Origin of the sequence: Actinotignum sanguinis, assembly GCF_003957255.1 — a bacterium.
Taxonomy (GTDB): Bacteria; Actinomycetota; Actinomycetes; order Actinomycetales; family Actinomycetaceae; genus Actinotignum; species Actinotignum sanguinis.
On the sequence record NZ_QDIE01000009.1, the window covers coordinates 1 to 17635 of the forward strand.

The following is a 17635-nucleotide window of genomic DNA, read 5'->3' on the forward strand; positions in this document are numbered from 1 at the left end:
TTGCGGGGTATCTCCTTTCGAGGATAGGTAGGAGTTGATTCGAAAGGTACCCGCGATGGTCGCCTTTGTGTATACCGACACGAGGATCACCGCGGGATACAGATACACCACACTAACGGACGCAACCAACCACGTTCCCAATAAGTCCAAGCGTTTCGTGAGTCGAGCTAGCCATAAACCAAGGCATCATAAGCCGGGTGTCCTATAGGCCCCTATAACTCGAACCTCAAAATTCACACCAGCCCCCGGGGAGGGGGCATGTGTTGTCAGAGCTGTACTTCACATGTACAACATCCGCAGTACACCCCGGAAAATACATACCAGGTTCGGCGGTCTACGCGCTCGCGATATTGCCCGCGCGCGTGCCAAAATCCAGCAGGCCCCGCAAAGTGTGCGTCCCGAACCTCGCAGCCCGCAAAGTGTGCGTGAGGAACATGAAATCAGGTGAAAACGGTACTCACACGCACACTTTGTTCGCGATGAAGGCTCGTCACCGAGTCCGAGGTAAACATAGTGCAAATTCCGGACGGTCGGGGTCGCGTAGTGCAAGCCCAGTGCAGAAATCAGGCCGAAATGGTGCGTAGATTTGCACCCTGTTGTGGGATCGCTGTTGAACCCTCAGCAACACGACCCGGAGCCGGCATGCGAAAAGCACAGAGCCACATCCGGAGATGCGGCTCGTGATTTGTAAAGGCGAAAATCAGTGTCGCCTTAACCGCTACCGCTTCCGCGGGCGGGAAGCTGGGTGCCGGTTTAGTCCGAGGCCAGCTATGTATTAAGTAGCGCAGCCCGCGGTACTGCCGTCCAGAGTTGAGATGAAGGACCCCGGCGGTGAGAGCGCCGGGGTACCTATCGGAAAGGATATTCCCATCAGACAAAGGAACTATCCGGCAGCAAGTGTACGGCACAACGCTCCAGAGCACAATGGAAATGGGGCAATGCCAATTGGAGCGATATCGCCAAAACCGCTATGAGAAATACCAGCGGTGCTCATATCATCTGTTCAACTGTGGTGCTCAAGGGGGGAGTTGAACCCCCACGCCCTCACGGGCACACGGACCTGAACCGTGCGCGTCTGCCTATTCCGCCACTTGAGCAAGTGCACGTATGAGCTTATCGTCTCATCCCCGTTTAGTCCAAGTTTTTGCAGCACGAATTTACGTGAGACGCGTCGCAGCGCGGCATTTTCGCCATCCCAGCGCCGGCAGTCGTTCACAGCCGGAGCACCAGCGGGTCGTAGCGCCGCCCCGTCAGCGCTGCGCCGTCGCGCCACCACCAGCGCCCCCGCACGGTCCGCGCGCTCCACACGGTCCTCACCCCCCATCCCCCCACCACCCCGCCACCCGCTCCGCTCACGGCGCGGAAGGTAGCGGCGCACCGGCGCGGGCGATTACAGTCGCCTATAGAACAGCAGAACCGACATTGCAGAGGGAAGGGGCAGGGCCATGGGTGCCCTCGGGAAGTTTGAAAAGGGAGTGGAGAACGCCGTCGCCGGGGCGTTTCGTGTTTTCCAGTCCGAGCTAAAACCGGTGGAGATCCTCACCGATATTAAAAAGGCCATGACGCGCGACGCTGCCGAACTCTCCCGCGAGCGCACCGTTGCCCCCAATATTTTCACGGTCGCGCTCGCCCCGGCGGATCTGGCCCGGGTGGATTCCTGGGGCCAGGAGGCCCTCCGCGAGGAACTCGCCCGCTCCGCGGTGGAATACGCCACCGAACAGGACTATCTATTCGTCGGCCCCATTGAGATCACATTCGAGGAGGATCCCCAGTTGCGCGAAGGAACAGCACGCACCCGGACAACCACGCAGCGCGGAGCCATCGCCCCGGCCACTCGCAGCGCCGGCACAGAGGAGAACCCGCTCATCCAGGTGGGTCGGGACCGCTACCTCCTCACCGGCACCACCGCGATTATCGGCCGCGGTTCCGATTGCGATATCAGCGTGGACGACTCGGGCATCTCCCGGCACCACCTCGAGCTGCAAGTCACCCCGAATGGCGTGATCGCCACGGATCTCAACTCCACCAACGGCACCTTCGTGGAAGGTCACCGCATTAGCGCGGCCACCCTGGTGGACGGCAATACCATCACCATCGGCCGCACCCACATTATGTTCTGGACTGGAACGGCTTCCGCCTCATGAATCTCGCAATAACCTTATTGCGCTTCGGTTTTCTAGCGCTGCTGTGGCTGTTTATTTTCGCCGTCGTGCTAACGGTGCGCCGCGATGTGCTGGGAACGGACGTGCGGCGTCGTTCTTCTCTTCTTTCGGCACGACGCCGCAGCATGCACGCGCCCGCCCCCGCGGAAAACGACTCCCCCGCACCGCCTGCCGCGCCGGTTGAACGGCCCGTTTACCTGGTGGTGACCGGCGGTCCGCTGCTGGGAACCGCGGTGCCGCTCAGCTCGCAACCGGTATATATCGGGCGCGCCCCGGATAACACTCTCGTCCTGGATGACACCTACGCCTCCGGGCATCACGCCCGTATTTTCGCGGCGGAGGGCCGGCGCTGGGTGGAGGATCTGGGCTCAACAAACGGTACCCTGGTAGGGGGGATCCGCATTAACGGCACGGCCGCGCTGGACCCCGGCGTTGTCATTCAGGTGGGGGAAACCACGATGGAGCTACAAGTTTGAGTATTCAGCTACGCTACGCGGCGTTTTCCGATGTCGGCCTGGTTCGTTCCAATAACCAGGACGGTGGCTACGCCTCGCCTCATTTGCTCGTTGTGGCAGATGGAATGGGCGGGGCGGCCGCCGGAGATATCGCGTCATCGGTCACGGTGGGGCATCTGGTGGCTGTCGATGATGTGCACGCCGCCGATGATTTGCTGCCGCTGCTGCGCCGCGCGGTGGAAGCCGCGCATGACGATATGCTCGAGCTTGTTGCGGAGAACCCGAAAATGGCGGGTATGGGTACCACTTGCATCGCCATGCTGCGTGCCTCGAATAAGCTCGCGATGGTTCATATCGGTGATTCGCGCGCCTACCTTTTGCGGGATGGCAAGCTCGGCCAGGTCACGCATGATCACACTCTGGTTCAGTACCTCGTGGATCACGGCCGGCTCACCCCGGAGGAAGCCGAACACCACCCGCAGCGCAATGTGATTATGCGGGCGCTCGGAGATACCCCCGGCGAGGTGGAACTGGATGAATCCGTGCGGGAAGCCCGGGTGGGCGACCGCTGGCTGCTGTGCTCGGACGGCCTATTTGGCGTGGTTGCGCACGACACCATCGAACACGCCATGTCCGCGATCCCCGACCTGCACCAGCTGGGCGAACACCTCATCGATTTAGCGTTGGCGGCCGGCGCCCCCGATAACGTCACCGTGATTCTTGCGGATGTTGTGGACGACGCCGCACTCACCAGCCCGCTGCCCTCCCAACCCATTGTGGTCGGTTCGGCGGCGCGTGATTACCGCCGGCCCACCCGCGGGGGTAATTCCGCCGCGGCCAAGGCGGCGACGTTGACGCAAAATGCTCGTGCCGGGGCCGGCGCTGGCGTGGGTGCTGCAGCTGCGACTGCGGCTGATGGTGGCGCTGATGGTGGCGCGGGCACAAACGGGTCAGTGGCTCCGGCTGGAAAAGATAGGTCGGGAAGCTGCGCCGTGTCCGGCGCTGGCACATCTTCGGGCACCGGCCCCAAGAATAAATCCGCAAAAACTAGCCCGGCGAGCGGGGCCGCCGGCGGCGCGTCCGGCGTGGGCCGCGGCACGTCCGGTGTGGGCCGCGGGGATTCGGGCGCGGAGGGCGCTCCTCGCGCGCGTTGGGGAGCGCGTTTGGCGGTTATTCTGACCGTCGTGGCCCTGGCTGTGGCCGGCCTTGTCGGCGCTTACCGCTGGACCCAGAGCCGCTACTACGTGGCCAATAACAATGGCATCGTCACGATCTATCAGGGAATTCCGCAGCGGCTCGGCCCGCTGGAGTTCTCCCACGCGGCGGAAGCTACTGATCTCCAGGTCCGCGACCTCACCCCGGTGGCCCAAGATCGCCTTGCCACGCCCATCACGCGCGCTTCGCTGCGCGAAGCGCGCGCCGTCGTCGCCGCACTCCGAGAACAAAAAGCCCAGAACAACGAGCCAACGCCGGCGCCCGCTACGCCCGGCACCGCGGCAACACCCACGCCCGCGAACCCGGGAGAGAACCGATGAGTACGGTGGTTCCCCCGCGCACGCGCCGCGGCCGCTGGCCGGAAATCACCCTGCTGCTCCTGGCCGGAGCCATCGGGGTGGGTGCCTATTACCTGGTGTGGACCGGGCTGGATAATACCGGGCTGCCGCCCAGCTTCGCGCTGGTGGTGGGTGCCGGCGCCGCCCTGGTATTCGCCTGCCACCTGCTTATTCGCGCACTGTGCCCCTACGCGGACCCGGTGCTTTTCCCCTGCGCGATCGCCCTCAACGGGCTGGGCCTGGCCATGATCTACCGGGTGGATGCCGCGGCGGATACCGATCACGCCCGCAGCCAGCTCATCCTCACCGCTGGCGCGTTGGTATTTTTCGCCGTCACGGTGCTGCTCGTGCGCAATTATCGGGTGCTGCAAAATTACATGTGGACCTCGCTCATCGCCGGGGTGGTGCTGCTCCTCCTCCCGCTCAGCCCGCTGGGCCGCACCCTCAACGGTTCGCGCCTGTGGATCGCGGTGGGCGGGATGTCCTTCCAGCCGGCCGAAGTCGCGAAAATCTGTTTCGCGGTGTTCTTCGCGGCCTACCTCGTGACCGAACGCGATAACCTGGCGCTCGCCGGCCCGAAAATCCTGGGAATTCGCCTCCCTAAGGCCCGCCATATCCTCCCGGTTCTTATCGCCTGGGCGCTGTGCATGGGAGTCCTTGTTTTTGAACGCGATTTCGGCACCGCGCTGCTCTTCTTCGGGCTTTTCGTGGCGATGCTGTGGGTGGCCACCGAGCAGGTCTCCTGGCTGGCCATCGGCGCGCTCCTCACCGTGGGCGGGGTGTGGTTCATTTCAACAACCGTATCCCATGTGCAGGCCCGTTTCGCGATCTGGCTCGACCCCTTCGACCCGGAACTGTACGACGCCGTCGGCGGCTCCTACCAGGTGGTTCAGGGGCTCTTCGGCATGGCCTCCGGGGGACTCTTCGGGGCGGGGCTGGGGCGCGGCTACCCGAACCTGGTTTACGCGGCGCATTCCGATTTCATTTACGCCTCTTTCGCTGAGGAACTCGGCCTGGTGGGCGTGGGTGCCATCCTGTGCATCTACCTGCTTCTCATCAGTCGCGGCATGCGGGTTGCCCTGGAATCGCGCGACGGCTTCGGCAAACTCCTCGCTTCCGGGCTGTCTTTCGTGCTCGGGCTGCAATGCTTCATCGTTATCGGCGGGGTGACGCGCATTATCCCGCTGACCGGCCTGGCCCTGCCTTTCCTCGCGCACGGCGGCTCGGCACTGCTGACGAACTGGATCATTATCGCGCTGTTGATCCGCATGTCGCACACCGCCCGCCGCCCGGAAGAAGCACGCCCGCTGCCCACCACCGATGAACTCGCGATCCTGCGCGGGAACGCCGATGAGCGCGTTAGTGAGGGCGATAGTGAGAGCGACGATGCCCGCACGGAGGTGGTGCGCCCGTGAATCGCCCTATCCGCCAGCTTGTCGCGGTCCTCGCGGTCATGTTCTTAGGTTTGGCCGGCTCCACCACCGCGATCCAGTTCTTCCAGGCCGCCAGCCTCAACGCCAATGCGTGGAATGTGCGGACGCTCTACCGCGAATACGGTACCCAGCGCGGTCCCATTATCGTGGCCGGGGAATCTATTGTTTCCTCCCAGCCCATCGACGATGCCTACAACTACCTGCGCGTTTACGAGCGCCCGGAGATTTATTCGAATCTCACCGGCTACTACTCCATCGCCCATAACTCGATGACGGGCTTGGAACGCGCCATGAACCCGGTCCTGGGCGGCTCGGATTCCTCCCTGGCCGGTCAACGTATCGAAGAGCTTATTACCGGTTCCCAACCTCAGGGCGGGGGCGTTGAGCTCACTATTGATCCCCAGCTCCAGGAGGCCGCAGCCGCCGCGCTGGGTAACCAGCGCGGCGCCGTCGTCGTACTTAATTCCCGCACCGGAGATATTCTGGCGCAGGTCTCCACCCCCGGATTTGACCCGAACGGCGTGGCCACGCACGATACCGCGGCCGCGCGCGAGAACTATCAGGCTCTCGAAACCGATCCCACCACGCCGCTCATCGACCGGGCTACCGGCGGGGATCAGTACGCGCCCGGCTCGTCGTTCAAGCTGCTCACCGCCACCGCGATGATTGAGAACCTCGGGCTGAGCCCAGATTCGCTGGTGGAGGCCCCCCGCACCTTCGTGCCGCCGGGGACCACGCACGATATGTGGAACCCGGGGCAGGCCGCCTGCGGGGACGGCTCCGGGAAAGTTACGCTCACCGAGGCATTCGCGCAATCGTGCAATACGCCGTTCGCGATCGGCGGGATCGCGGTGGGCCCGGAAAAAATGGTGGCGCAGGCCGAAAAATTCGGTTTCAACAGCGAGCTTTCCACGCCGCTACCCGTTTCCGCTTCGCGTTTCCCCGCCCCCGCGGACGCCGCGGCGCTCGCCATGGATTCCATCGGCCAACGCGATATTCGGGTCACCCCGATGCAGATGGCGATGGTCGGTGCGGCGATCGCTAATGACGGCGTGGTGATGAAACCGAATCTGGTGCGCCGCACCCTCACCGCGGATCTCGAACCCGTGAGCGAAAGCGAACCGGAAGTGCTCTCCCGCGCGATGAGCCAGCAAACCGCGGGGTATATGCACCAGATGATGGTCAACGAGGTCAAGAACGGCACCGGGTACCTCTTCACCCTCCCCGGGATTGAAACCTCCGGGAAAACCGGGACCGCGGAAATCACGAACGATATCCCCCCGCACGCGTGGTTCGTGGGGAATGCGACCATCGGGGACACTGCCTATACCGTGGCCGTGGTGGTCGAGAATTCGGGCAATGCCGTGTGGAATGGCGACGGTGGCTCCGTTGCCGCCCCCCTTGCCCGCACAGTACTTGAAGCTAAGGTGAACTAAGCAGATGCTCAGCAGAAAGGTGACGCGACGTGAATGATATCCCCCGCGTACTCGGCAACCGCTACCAGGTGGGCGAGATCATCGGTCGAGGCGGTATGGCCGAAGTACATCTCGGCTACGACACCCGGCTCTCACGCACGGTAGCGATTAAGATCCTGCGCACCGACCTGGCGCAGGATGCCACCTTCCTGGCCCGTTTCCGGCGTGAGGCGCAATCGGCGGCCGCGCTCAACCACCCCTCCATCGTGTCCGTGTATGACACCGGGGAAGAAACCGTGACTTCTGCGGGCGGCACCGAGCTGGCGCTGCCCTATATCGTCATGGAGTACGTCAAGGGCCGCACCGTGGCCTCCCTGCTGCACGGCGGGGACCCGGTACCCATCGGGGAGGCCGTGCAGATCGTGGTGGGGGTGCTTTCCGCGCTGGAATACTCCCATCACGAAGGCATCATTCACCGCGATATCAAGCCGGGCAATATTATGCTCACCACCGGCGGCAAGGTGAAGGTCATGGACTTCGGGATCGCCCGCGCAATTGCCGATTCCGCTGCCACGATGACGCAAACGAACTCCGTGGTGGGCACCGCCCAGTACCTCTCCCCCGAGCAGGCGCGCGGGGAAGTGGTGGATGCGCGCTCCGACCTGTATTCCACCGGCTGCGTGCTGTATGAGCTCCTCACCGGGCGCCCGCCCTTCGTGGGCGATAGCGCGGTGGCGGTGGCCTACCAGCACGTTTCTGAAACTCCCAAGCCGGCTTCCCAGATCGCTTCCGATATCCCGGACGCCATTGACCGCGTGGTCATGAAATCCCTGGCGAAGAGCCGCGAGGACCGCTACCAGGACGCCGCCGAATTCCGCGCGGACCTGTTGGCCGCGGCACGCGGGGAAGGCGTGGACGCCCCGGCGGTTTCCTCCTGGAATGCTTACGGGACGGGGGCGATTGGTGCGGCCGGTGTTGCTGGTGCCGGTGTTGCTGGTATTGGCGCGGCCGGGGCAAATGCCGCGACGGCCGCTACGCAAGCCTATTCGGCCACTAACGCCCGCCCCGCCTCCACCACCGCTTATCCCACCGCGACCGCTGGGGGCGCCGGCGGTGCCGGTGCGGGTGCCGCGGGCGGTGCCGGTGCGGGTGCGATTTCTAGTACGACGGCGCAGCCGGGCGGCGCGCCCACCTACCCGGGTGGGTACCCGACGGGCGCCTACCCCGGGGCCTACCCCACGGGCAGCTACCCCACCGGGAGCTATCCCGGTTATGACCCCACGGCAACCGGAGCGCAACCGCCGGTAAAGAAGAAGTCCAGTGCGCCCTTCATTTGGGGCGGGGTGGCTCTGCTTGTTATTGCCCTGGGGATCCTGGGCTGGTTCTTCCTGTCCGGGCGGGGCGACTCCGCCGAACCGCAACCCACCGAAACCGCGGTGGCGCAGGTGGCGATCCCCGATATGGTGGGGTGGACCGAGGTGCAGGCCAGCCAACAGCTCACCAGCTTGGGCCTGGAATTCGTGCGCGGCACGGATGTGTCCAGCGATACCGTGGACAAGGGGCTGGTTGTGTCCTCCAATCCGGCGATGCGGAGCACCGTGGATGTAGGCAGCCGCGTGACCTTGCATTTCTCCTCCGGTCCGTCCGCCGTGCAGGTTCCCGATGTGGTGGGGATGAGCACGGATCAGGCATCCCAGGCGCTACGCGCGGCGGGGCTGACCGTGGGCGGTATGGAGCAGGTTAATGACCCGAGCGAGGACCGCGACCGGGTGGTGTCTACCAGCCCGAATGTGGGCGAAAGCGTGAAGCCCGGCAGTACCGTGAAGCTGCAGGTAGCCAGCGGCAATGTGGCAGTTCCGGATGTACGCGGAATGAGCGTAGATGAAGCGCGGGCGGCATTGCGCGATGCTCGCCTCACGGTCGTGGGCCAAAGCGAGCAGGAGGTCACCGACCCGGCGAAGGTCGGCAAGGTCGTGGATGCGAGCATTGCTCCGGGTACCGTGGTTCAGCGCGATACCGAGATGCGTATTACCGTGGGCATCGCCCCGGCGCCCACTCCCACCCCGAGTACTCCGCCCGCCGGCTCCGGTTCTGGTGGTTCCGGCTCTGGCGGATCGGGAGGTAACGGTGGCGCGGGCGGCGCGCACCCCAACCCCGCACCCACCGGGCAGGGGAACGGGTAAGTAGCTACCGGAAACCGGGTTGCTCACGGACCGGTCCGCAAAATGCAACCAAAACTACATTAACTTTTCCAAATCGTGCGCTGGCGTTGCTTTTTGTGAACTCCTGGCCCAGAGTGTTGCTTTCTGCGGCACCTGTGTGCTGAGGCGTTGCTCTCTGAGACCTTCCGCGTCGAGAAGCTGCATTTTACAAGCCATCGCGTTGTGGTGTTGCTATTTGCGGGCGCTCATGCCGAGAGGTTGCATTATCCGAGCACCCCGCCCGCCGGCTTTCCGCTTTCCTATTTTCTAGCCGGCGGGGCGGGGTGTTTTTTCCGGGATGTACTGCGGATGTCGTACATGCGAAGTACAGCTCTGACAACACGTACCGCCCCCGCAGGGGCTGGTACCGCGCTATCGTGTGCTAGCTGTGGTCCGACTAACCCCGTGGCCAACCACTGCGTCCTAGCTGTGGTCCGGCTAGCCACATAGCCAGTTATCAGGTTCCGGCAACCCCGTGGCCAACTACTGCGTGATGGTGGTGTCCTGCGGGCGGAAAACGGTATTTATCCAGGGGAAAACCCACTCAAAGAGCGCGAAAACAATCGCGGCGATAATGATAAGGGCCTCGATGACCTTCAACCACGTCGGGCCGGGCAGGTGCCGCCAAATAAATCCGTACATTGCATGCTCCGTTTCTTCTTCACGTATATCTGCTAGTGCCCACCCCGGGGCGAGCCGGCCGCCTACTTTTTACTTCACCAGCTCCGCCGGGGCGCCCTCGGCGGCGTCGACCCAGTGATCGAGGGTGGCGTAGGTAATCCAGCGGTCGCTGGACACAAAGGGCGGATGGCAGGTGGTAATGGTGAGGATGCGCTGGGTGGGCGCCTCCTCCGGCTTATTCGGTACCGGCGCCAGCACGCCTACCTGTGTAGGCGGCACAACCTCGTGCTCGGTGACCTTGTAGACGTAGTAGGCGTTCTTGGTTTGCACAATAATCGGGTCGCCTGGTTGGAGCTCGGGCACATCGCGCATGGCCGCGCCGTAGGTCTGGCGGTGCGCGGTGATCGCGTAATTACCGATCTCCCCCACGTACTGGGTATCCGGGTAATGCCCAAAACTCCCGGTATCCACCACGGCTTCCAGGTCCACGCCGTATTTGACGGTATAGCGCCAATCGGCACCGAAGCGCGGGATGTAAATAATGCCTTCCAGGTCACCCGTGCGATTCACGTGATCCGGGGCCGGCGGGGCATCGGTGCGCGGGGTCCCCACCTTGGTGGTGCCGCGCGGATCGCCCCATTGCTTATTGACGGTTTCGATCTGCTGGGCCTGATCGCGGTTCGCGCCCAGGTCAGTCCAGTAGACCTGCCACACGATAAAGAGGCCCACCACGATTCCCGCGGTAATGAGTAGCTCCCCGATCACGCCGATAATTGCGTTGAGGATGCCGCCGCGGCGCCGGGCGGGTGCGCCTGCCCGGGTTGCGTTGATGGTGGCGGTGGCGGCCGGTGCGGCAGGCTGCTGCGGCGGCGTACCTGCACTGGCGGTAGCCGGGCGGTACCGCCCCACAGCTTCGTGCCGCGGAGCGCGAGCGGCGTTTCCTTCTGCCGCGCGCCTTCCCGCACGGCGCCCTCGTTCGGGCTGCTGTTCGCGCATAGTCTCACCTTCCACTGCCACCGGATTCGTACTAGAAACAGAATAGTGGTTTCGGCTCGAAAAATGCGGTGAGATAACTCCCCTCATTTTTAGGAACGACGGCGCCGCTACGCCCGCGCGCCACCCGCCAGCGGCCGCGCACATGGCCCCGCGCCGGCTTTTGTGAAAAAATACCAGAGGAATCGCGCGATTGAGCGCGCCACCGGGCGCGTTACTTCGTTAGGCTTAGGGGCGGAAGGAACCGCGGAAGGTAGAACATGACAGATCAACAGTTTGACGAACCCGAACTTTCGGAAGCCACCGGCAACGCTGCCCCGGCTCGGAAGTCGCGCAAGAGCTCTGCTCCCTCGGCGAAGGACGTGCGCCGCCCCGGCACCAAGCGCGATATTGCAGCGCAGGCCACTCGGGAAAAGGATGAGGCGAAGCGCTCCCGTAAGGTCGCGCAGAAGGATCGCCGCTCGCCGAGCTGGTGGGCGCCGGTCATGTGCACGCTCATGATCATTGGCCTTATCGTGGTGGTGCTCGCTTACGTGACGGGTGGCCGTTTCCCCATTCCGGGGTGGAATAACGGCAATCTGTTCCTCGGCTTCGGCTTCATGATCGTGGGCTTCCTCATGACGATGGGGTGGAAGTAGCCGATGGGGAAAGCAGTGAAGCGGGTCGGTATCCTCACTGCCGGCGGTGATGCCCCTGGCCTCAATGCCGCCATCCGCGGGTTTGGTAAAGCCGCGATGGGCAAGTACGGCATGGAGCTGGTGGGGTACCGCAACGGTATTACCGGGCTCGTCAATAACCGCTATATGCCGCTGGATTCGGATTCGCTGGCCGGGATTTTGACGCAGGGTGGCACGATGCTGGGCACCTCGCGCGATAAGGTCCATAAGTTCCCGGACGGCAACGGCGGGTACGTGGATATGATTCCGCAGATCGCCCAGAACCTCGAAGATGAGCATATCGATGCGCTGGTGTGCATCGGCGGGGGCGGGACCGCGAAGAACGCGAATCGGCTGGCGCAGGCCGGGCTGCCCGTTATCCACCTGCCCAAAACCATCGATAACGACATCATGCACACGGACACCAGCTTCGGTTTTTCGACGGCGCTGTCTATCGCCACCGATGCTATTGACCGGCTCCATTCCACCGCCCATTCCCATCACCGCATTATCGTGGTGGAGCTGATGGGGCATCGGGCCGGGTGGCTTACGCTGGGTGCCGGGATTGCCGGAGGGGCCGATATTATTCTCATCCCGGAGATCCCGTATTCGATTGAGTCGTGTGCGGCGTCGATCCGGCGGCGGGCGGAAAATGGGCGGCCTTTCTCCGTGGTGGCCGTGGCCGAAGGCGCGCATTCTATTCCGGTGGCAGCCCAGCTGGCCGCCGCCAATGACCTAGTACGCCACGCCCCCACCCCGGAGGCGAAGGAGGCGGCGAAGAGCCACCGGCGTTCCATTGAGGAAAACGAGCGCGAATCTACTTTCCTGGTGGCGCAGCAGCTGGAGGAGGCCACTGGCTTGGAGGCACGCGTAACCATCCTTGGCTACGTGCAGCGCGGGGGAATTCCCGACGCCGCGGACCGGCTGCTGGGAACCGTGCTGGGGAGCGCGGCCGCCGATGTGGTGGCGCACGGGAAATCCGGCGTGATGATCGCCTCCCAGAACGGGCAGGCCGTGCCGGTGCCGCTCGAGGATGTGGCCGGGAAGGACAAGTTGGTCCCGGTGGATCACCCCTGGGTGGCCGCGGCGCGCGCCGTCGGCACCAGCCTGGGTGAGGCGCTCTAAGCGACAAACCCTCGCGTCACTGACCGAGAAGTGGCGCATGTAGACACAACCGCGGGCCGGAAGTTTGGAACTGATCCAAACAACCGGCCCGCGCTGTATATGTGCCACGGCGGCTGATCGCTAGCGGCGCACCGCCGGGGTATCGGTTCCGTTTCCGTCCCAATCGCCCACGTAGAGCTCGTCGCTCACGCGCCCGTAGGTGAGCACAGCATCAGCATCACCAGTACCCAGCGAGTTCTTGACGTAGATGTTGTTGGCCCGCCGCACCGCGAAAGTATCACGGCCATCGCCGTCGAAATCACCCAGGATGGTGGCATCTCCAGCGCGCCCGTAAGCGAATACATGATCCGCGATTCCCGAGGAGATGTGGTTCTTCACGAAGTAGGTGCTACCGCGGCGCACCGCGAAAGTATCGATACCGTCTCCGTTGAAGTCACCGGCGTACACGGTGTCGCCGTAGCGGCCGTAGTTAATGACCTGGTCCGCGTTCCCGCTGTGGAGCGAGTTGAGAACATAGAAGGTGTTGCCGCGCCGGACCGCGAAAGTATCGCGGCCATCGCCGTCGAAATCACCGACGAGGATCTCATCGCCCACCCGTCCGTAGCTGAAGGCGATATCGGCGGCGCCCCCGTCCACGGAGTTCTTCACGTAGATCATATTGCCGCGGCGCACCGCGAAAGTATCCGTACCGTCGCCATTCCAGTCACCGACAAGCACTTCATCGCGGGCTCGGCCATAGGAGAACACCGAGGATGCCTGGGTGGATGTCCAGTCATTCGACACGTAGAACACGTTGCCGGTATCTGCCGGGCGCCCCGGGGTATCGATCCGGTCCACCCACTCTTGGGCGCGCAGCACCTCAGCTTCGGCCTTGGCGAGCTTCGCGATAAGATCGCTAGCTTCGGAAAGTTTGGCATCAATATCCTTGAAATGCGCCAGGGCCTCGGCGCGGGACTTCTTGGTTTCCGGGAAGCTCTTTTGGGCTTTGAGCGCTTCGTCGTAGGAGTGCTTGGCAACGAAGTGGACGCTGCGAGCGCTCTTCAAAGTATCCCTGGCCTGATCGAGTTTCGCCCGCGCGGCCGGATCTTCCTTACCCGCATTCGCGCGCTGGAAAGCATCCTGTGCTTCCACCACCGCGCGGCGCGCCTCGGGAGTCCCATGGGTCATATTTTCCCGCGCACTCCCGATATATCCATCCAGGCGGGCCAGGTACTCAGCGGTGGTGTAGCCGGGCAGGAACTGATCGCCAATCATGCCCTTCCTCGCGAAGGTGTTCCCGAAGAAGTAATAGGGCAATTGATCGGGATCCGCGATGGCGAAGCCGGTGGTCACATAGCCCGGATCAATAATATTGATGTAGTGGCTCACACTCGGGCCACGCACGCCCCGGTCATACTCTGCTTTTTCCTTGTCATACCACAAGGTGAAGGGATCCCCATTGCGGCTGGGCATGGCGGCAATATTCTCACCGTAATTGAAACCACCCACGTGATCGAAGAAGCCGCCATGCACATTCACATTGGCATTGATCTGAGCGTGAGCCATGAGACCGGAAGAAATCTTCAGTGGGGCGAGCCCGTGGCGCGCCCGCAGCTCATTGAGCTTATCGACCCGGTGAATCGACTCGCGCATGAGATCCAGATTGGTGGCATCCCCGGGTTGCCCAAGCTTGGTGTATTGCGGAATCGGAACGTCATTGACGGTACCCGTCTCAGAGAAAGCCTCAACCGCGGCCGTATCCCCCATCGCCTCGAAGAATCCGAGCGAGCCGCGATTCCAACGGGCCTGGGCTTCCCGCTTGGAAGCCTCGAGCGCAGCATTCGCGCTATCCATCTGGCGTTGCGCCGCCGCTACGGCCGCCGGATCAGGCTGCGTGGCAGCGTTATATTCCGCCTGAGCCTGATCGAATTCACGCTGAGCCGCCGCAAGCTGGGTTGCGGCATCGTCGTACGTCTTCTTCACCTGATCAAAGTTATCGACGTAGTACTTTTCCTGGTTATACCGCGCTTCCCAGGTGCTGCGGTCCTTATCTGCCTTGGCCCATTCCTGCGCGAGCTTACGCGCTTCGGCCACATCAATCCCCTTGGCTTCCAGCTCAGCGACGATGGCGTCGCGATCTTTAATAGCTTTGGCCAGGCAGGCCCGCATCTGATCCGGGGTCATTTTTCCCGCGCCGCACACCAGCCGGGCTGGCTCTTGCGCAGGTGCGGCGGGCAGGGCCTGGACTGCCAGCGGGGCGAGAAGCGTTCCCGCCAACATGAGTGCTGTTGTGCGCATATATGTCTCCTTCGATCAGCGCTATACTCCCAGGTAATTTTCAGAATATAGGCATGCACATTGAAAAATAAGTGACCCTGCGCACTATCGCGAAGTCCGCGAAACCGCCCGGAGCGCATACCCAGCTCAGGGCCCCGTTATCCCCAACCGGGGATAACCCTGTGGATAATTACATCGATGTTATTTGGGTGCGAATTGCGAGGTGGCGGCGTCGTCGTACCAAGAAAAAGAACGACGGCGCAGCGTGCCGCACCCCTACCGGTACCCGAAGAAAACCGCGGCCACCAGGAATGCCGCGCCGAGCAGCAAAATCGCGATGTCGCGGGCGGTGAGCGCGCGAGAGACGTGACGCCGACGGGAAATAAAAGCCATGAGCAGCGCACCCATAAGGAGCCCGCCCACGTGGGACTGCCAGGAAATATTGGTGCCGGGCAGGAAGCTGATCGCCAGGTTGATCCCGATGACCACGGCCATTTGGGTGAAGCTGCCGCCGAAACGCCGCAGCACCACGAACATCGCCGCGAAAATGCCGAAAACCGCGCCGGATGCGCCGACGGTGCCGGTGTAGTAGTCGATGTCGGTGGAGACCGTGTAAAGGACCATGACGTTCCCGGCCACCGCGCTGAGCAGGTACAACCCCAGGAAACGCCACCAGCCGATCATGCGCTCGAGCACCGAACCGATCAGCCACAGCGCATACATATTGAAAAGCAAATGCGTGAAGCCGGCGTGCATGAACGTGGAGGAGATGAAACGGTAGGGCTCTTCGTGGGCGATACCGGGGGCGAAAATGAGGACTTGCCCCACGCGCGCGTCGAGCCATTGGGCCAGCAAAACCGCCACGTTTACCACGATAAGCGTGATGGTGACGTAGGGAACGGGTTTGCGGATCTGAAGACGGCGCTTCTTGGGAACGTTGTGCACTTTCGGCCTCTCTGCGCGGTCATCCCGCTCGACAACTCTGCATTAAGCGTACCGGACAGCACGCGGGTGTGAGCGATAAGGCAGCTAAGCGCCGGGCTTGGCGAGGCGGTAACGCTGCTTCGGGCTCGTCTTCGGTTCGGTGCGCTGCACCTCACCCTCGGTAACCAGCGTATTAAGAACCGCTCGGGTGCCGCCCAGGCTAATTCCGGCAGCTCCGGCCAGTTCACGACTGGTGGCGCTGGCATGCGTGCGCAAATAGTCGAGAATACGTTCACGCGAGGAGGTCCCCGCAGCGGCACCCTGCTCCGCGGGTGTCATGCGGCGGCGCTCGAAAGTCAGACTAAAACTATCCAGACGGTCGACAGGCCGCGCGGGAGGAAGCATTTCCCGCTCCAGCTGAGTCATAATTTCCTGGTAGCCACTCCCCCGGTTTTCCGCCACAAAACCACCTTCTTCGAAGGGCGTAGATTCCAGCAACCGAGCCAGGAATTGATTCCGGGTGGAGGAGAGTCCGGTTGTACCTAGGGAATCAATGGTGACCGTGCCGAATAGCCCGCCCGGATTGATTACCTCCAAACGATCCGCGTAGAGGTTCAACTGCACCTGCGTACCGCGCGCCACCGGAGAATAATCGCGATGCATCAGCGCATTCGTGAGCGCCTCACGCACCGCAACGAGCGGATAATCCACAAGGTCATGCCGGAAAGCACCGCGCACCACGCCACCCACGCGCATATTTTTTGCGACGACGCCGACACCGTCGGCCACCAGGCTCGGAATGGGACCCGCCAGAGTCCCCGAGTCCAGATGCCGCTGCCCGGAAAGCGAGGAAGCTTTCGTTGATCCCGGATATACCGCGTAGGTGACCGTGAGGCGCGGGAAGAATTCCTGGGGATAGGTGCCGAGGCAGAGGAGGCCTGCAAGGGTGGGATGGAGCTTCCCGTCCACGCCCGTGCCGATAATACGCAACTGTGCCATCGCGGTTTCGTCCGGTAGTTTCCCGAAAATGCGCGGATGGTTGAGACGTTCGCGTTCCAGAACCGCGTGGACTAAATCATCATCGAGGGAGTCGAGGCCGGCTTCTTCCACCAGGTCGGTATCCCAATGCGGTTGTGTTTTGTTTTCCAGGAGGCGATCAATTTCGTAGGCGGATAGTTTGCGATCACCGTCGCCGGTGCGAATGAAGGAACCGCCGTATACATTGCGGGCGGTGACGTAGCAGGGTTTATCTCGTGGCTGGAGCGGTGGGATAACGGCCATGACCAGCGTGATGTCCCCGTACGGAACCATGGAAATATCCGCGCGCACCGGCGGCGTGAGGTTATCGCTACACACACCCGCGAGCGCATCATAGATTCGTGTTGCTGAGAAATGAGGAACCGGTGTGAAACCATGCGCCTCATCAAGCCCAAGAACAATCAAACCGCCTGATCCATTGCTGAATGCCGAGAGCGTCTCCACAATACTTTTCGGCAAGCCATGCGCGGCTGCTTTCACCTCGATGCGCTGAGAATCGCGCCCTTGCTGGCGAAAATCTGCAACAAGGCGGTCCGTTTCCTCGCTTGTTGTGGGGATGTGCATACTGCCATCCTACGAACTCTCAACTTAACACTCAACTCAACACTCATGTATGTGAGTGTTAAGTTGAGTGTTGGGATGAGTGTTACCGGCACGTATTACGTAACCGGCTCGCGAGCGCGAAAAATCTGGCTATAGTCGATTTGACCTGGTCATTTAGCGCCTTATCCGCCCTCTCATCCATTCCTAACCCAAGTAAAAATCTGGGCGCACCCGCAAGCTCTCAACTTAACACTCAACTC

Annotated in this window: 13 protein-coding genes and 1 tRNA gene; 8 read left to right on the forward strand and 6 right to left on the reverse strand. The window is 62.6% G+C overall.

The annotated features are described in order from the left end of the window. Positions 1-1010: 1010 nt before the first annotated feature. A tRNA-Leu gene (locus DDD64_RS03555) sits at positions 1011-1097 on the reverse strand. Between the two features lie 348 nt (positions 1098-1445). Between DDD64_RS03555 and DDD64_RS03565 the strand changes: the two genes are divergently transcribed. From DDD64_RS03565 to pknB, 6 genes are read left to right on the forward strand one after another with little or no spacing between them, the layout of a single operon-like run. Further along, a complete protein-coding gene (locus DDD64_RS03565; RefSeq protein WP_126135057.1) occupies positions 1446-2144 on the forward strand; it encodes an FHA domain-containing protein in 699 nt (232 codons plus the stop codon). Next, positions 2141-2638 (forward strand): FHA domain-containing protein FhaB/FipA, encoded by a 498-nt coding sequence (locus DDD64_RS03570; protein ID WP_126135058.1) that lies wholly within the window; start codon positions 2141-2143, stop codon positions 2636-2638. Before DDD64_RS03565 ends, DDD64_RS03570 begins: the two co-directional genes overlap by 4 nt. Next, positions 2635-4152, forward strand: a complete 1518-nt coding sequence (locus DDD64_RS03575; protein WP_126135059.1) for a PP2C family protein-serine/threonine phosphatase — start codon at positions 2635-2637, stop codon at positions 4150-4152. The genes DDD64_RS03570 and DDD64_RS03575 overlap by 4 nt, the downstream gene beginning before the upstream one ends. Then, positions 4149-5585: an FtsW/RodA/SpoVE family cell cycle protein gene (locus tag DDD64_RS03580; protein WP_126135060.1), complete on the forward strand. Its 1437-nt coding sequence runs from the start codon at positions 4149-4151 to the stop codon at positions 5583-5585. The genes DDD64_RS03575 and DDD64_RS03580 overlap by 4 nt, the downstream gene beginning before the upstream one ends. Continuing rightward, on the forward strand, positions 5582-7039 hold the full coding sequence (locus tag DDD64_RS03585) for a penicillin-binding transpeptidase domain-containing protein (protein ID WP_126135061.1): 1458 nt from the start codon (positions 5582-5584) through the stop codon (positions 7037-7039). Before DDD64_RS03580 ends, DDD64_RS03585 begins: the two co-directional genes overlap by 4 nt. Before the next feature lie 29 nt (positions 7040-7068). Continuing rightward, the gene (gene pknB / locus DDD64_RS03590; protein ID WP_126135062.1) at positions 7069-9201 is read left to right on the forward strand and encodes a Stk1 family PASTA domain-containing Ser/Thr kinase; all 2133 of its coding nucleotides are present in this window, start codon (positions 7069-7071) and stop codon (positions 9199-9201) included. A gap of 501 nt (positions 9202-9702) precedes the next feature. On the opposite strand, the gene DDD64_RS08740 is transcribed toward pknB, so the two are convergent. Both DDD64_RS08740 and DDD64_RS03595 read right to left on the reverse strand, forming a co-directional pair. After that, positions 9703-9861, reverse strand: coding sequence for a hypothetical protein (locus DDD64_RS08740; RefSeq protein ID WP_164545900.1), 159 nt, complete (start codon positions 9859-9861; stop codon positions 9703-9705). A gap of 69 nt (positions 9862-9930) precedes the next feature. Next, positions 9931-10836: a class E sortase gene (locus DDD64_RS03595; RefSeq protein WP_126135063.1), complete on the reverse strand. Its 906-nt coding sequence runs from the start codon at positions 10834-10836 to the stop codon at positions 9931-9933. A 257-nt stretch (positions 10837-11093) separates the two neighbouring features. On the opposite strand from DDD64_RS03595, the gene DDD64_RS03600 reads away from it, so the two are divergent. After that, positions 11094-11471, forward strand: a complete 378-nt coding sequence (locus tag DDD64_RS03600; RefSeq protein ID WP_126135064.1) for a cell division protein CrgA — start codon at positions 11094-11096, stop codon at positions 11469-11471. 3 nt (positions 11472-11474) lie between these two features. After that, a complete protein-coding gene (locus DDD64_RS03605) occupies positions 11475-12614 on the forward strand; it encodes a 6-phosphofructokinase (RefSeq protein ID WP_026428940.1) in 1140 nt (379 codons plus the stop codon). Between the two features lie 120 nt (positions 12615-12734). Here the strand turns inward: DDD64_RS03605 and DDD64_RS03610 are convergent, their stop codons facing one another. The 3 genes from DDD64_RS03610 to DDD64_RS03620 all read right to left on the reverse strand — a co-directional run bounded on the left by DDD64_RS03610 (position 12735) and on the right by DDD64_RS03620 (position 17396). Further along, positions 12735-14891, reverse strand: a complete 2157-nt coding sequence (locus tag DDD64_RS03610; RefSeq protein WP_126135065.1) for a CAP domain-containing protein — start codon at positions 14889-14891, stop codon at positions 12735-12737. 255 nt (positions 14892-15146) lie between these two features. After that, entirely contained in the window at positions 15147-15815 is a 669-nt protein-coding gene (locus DDD64_RS03615) for a rhomboid family intramembrane serine protease (protein ID WP_126135066.1), read from the reverse strand. 84 nt (positions 15816-15899) lie between these two features. Next, the gene (locus DDD64_RS03620) at positions 15900-17396 is read right to left on the reverse strand and encodes an ATP-binding protein (protein WP_126135067.1); all 1497 of its coding nucleotides are present in this window, start codon (positions 17394-17396) and stop codon (positions 15900-15902) included. Positions 17397-17635 lie beyond the last annotated feature (239 nt).